Raw genomic sequence first — 2,080 nt, 5'->3', positions numbered from 1 at the left:
ACATATTTACGAACTCGAGTATTTTTAGTGCAAGAAAAATTATTTAAACAATCTTAATATGGGCTGAAAAGTCTATCAAATCAGTATGCTTATTGTCAAGGCACGCTCACGCTATAAACCTTGACAACTGCATATCGATTCGAAAAGAAACAATTAGCCCTATTAAGAAAAAACAACTTAATATTTGCTGGAATTTTTACTTACCAACATCATTTGACGAAGAGCCAAATAATCGTGTTGGCGAACTTTTTTGTTCACCAACACGATTTATTGTACACCCGAACTTTTTTGTGCACTAACACGATTTTGTATACTCTAAATAAATGCTTCATTGAAAACTTTTTTCTTTTTGTCTAGTCTAGATTCACAACTGTTTGATAGTTAATTTTAACGTTATCTAAAATAAATAATAAATAATGGCTAGCGAATGTAAAATTGTTGTGATGTTAAGCTAATGTGATAAGTATGTTCATCTTGTTTAGGAGAATAGGCTTCTCCATCAATTTGAATGAGATGATTTCCATGGACATGTAGAGATAATTGACATGGTGCTGTATAACGCGTTAAAGCACTGTCTTGAAGATGCTTTGCTCTAAATAATTTAGGTAAAAAACGAAGAATGGCTTTAAAGGTAACGTCTTTAATCAAAATAGCACTAAATATGTGATCAGTTAAAATCATAGCAGGATCTAATAAAATGCCACCACCAAAATAACCGTTATTCATAATGGTTGTTAGACAACAGTTGTGATGCATTGTTGTGTGATTATTTAATGTAATATCAACAGAGAATGTTTTGAATTGCCATAAATTTTTTAGCGTATATAACACATAAACTAATGAACCTAATTTTAATGCATTAAGTTTGGCTTTGATACGAGATTTATCAACCATATGGGTGACTTGTGCATCAAATCCAATGCCAAAACTATTTAATGCGAATGTTTGATTAATTTTTAAAATTGGAATAGTAATAGGCGATTTTGCCATTAAAATGGATTGAAGTAGTTGGACAGTGTGTTGTTTTTGATATAGACTACGTGCAAAATCATTACCTGTTCCAGCTGGAATGTATCCAATAGGTAGAGTAACTGAGAGTGTGTGAAGACAATTAATAACCTCATGTAATGTGCCATCTCCACCGATAACTAAACATAAATCTTGTGGGCGATTTTTCATAGCATGAACGATTTGTTTTGTTAAAAGGTAAGCGTGTTTTTTGTAAGCAGTTTGATAAATGAGGTAGGGAATATTATTTTTGGTTAAAAAGTGTTTCACATCATGCAAACAAGTTTTTCCATTAAGGCCTCCCGACCGTTCATTTACTAAAATATGAACATGTTTAAACATAAATCCTCCTTATACTGTCTATTTCATTTTATCTCTTTTTTACTGATGTGTAAATATTATTTTATCTTATTATAGTGTATTATATCAATCGAATGTGATAATGTCTTAAAGTAATCGAATGACAAAATGTCCCAAAATGATAAACTAGAGATATGAAAAGGATAGAATTAACAGTGAATGAAATAAAAAAATATAACGTCATCAAAGCCGTTCATCATGGCAAAAAAACAAAACAACGTGCCTGTGTTGAATTAACTTTATCATTAAGACAAATTAACCGACTACTTAACAATTATGTTCAATTTGGTAAGTCAGCTTTTTCTCATAAAAATAAAAAACGCTCTCCAAAGCATAGTCTACCTGAATCTACTAAAACTTTTATTGTAGAACTATACCAATCATTTACCAATTTAAAACCTAATGTTGTTCATTTTACTGAAATGTTAAAACAAGAACATGGCATCAATTTAACAGATACAACTGTTCGTACCATTCTCTATAACCATGGGATGATTTCTCCCAAAACACATCGTAAAACAGTAAAACGACTAAAACAACAGAAAAAAGTAGCACAACAGGTGAGACATGAATTGTCTACAAACTTACCCCGTTCTTGTGAGTTTCTAGCAGATAGTGACACTATCCACCCTAGTCGTCCGAGAAAAAAATATTGTGGCGAACTGATACAAATGGACGCTAGTCAATTCAGATGGTTTGGTCAAACTGTCTC

Annotated in this window: 1 protein-coding gene and 1 pseudogene; one reads left to right on the top strand and one right to left on the bottom strand. The window is 31.6% G+C overall.

Annotation, left to right across the window (positions count from 1 at the left end):
• Positions 1 to 420: 420 nt before the first annotated feature.
• On the bottom strand, positions 421 to 1,350 hold the full coding sequence (locus E4T68_RS08645) for a diacylglycerol kinase family protein (RefSeq protein ID WP_135126013.1): 930 nt from the start codon (positions 1,348 to 1,350) through the stop codon (positions 421 to 423).
• A 152-nt stretch (positions 1,351 to 1,502) separates the two neighbouring features.
• On the opposite strand from E4T68_RS08645, the pseudogene E4T68_RS08640 reads away from it, so the two are divergent.
• Positions 1,503 to 2,080: pseudogene (locus E4T68_RS08640) on the top strand (ISNCY family transposase); the annotation flags it as partial.

This window comes from Granulicatella sp. WM01, assembly GCF_004570605.1.
Taxonomy (GTDB): Bacteria; Bacillota; Bacilli; order Lactobacillales; family Aerococcaceae; genus WM01.
The sequence above is the reverse complement of the archived record's forward strand: the minus strand, read 5'-3'. Positions and strand labels throughout refer to the sequence as shown.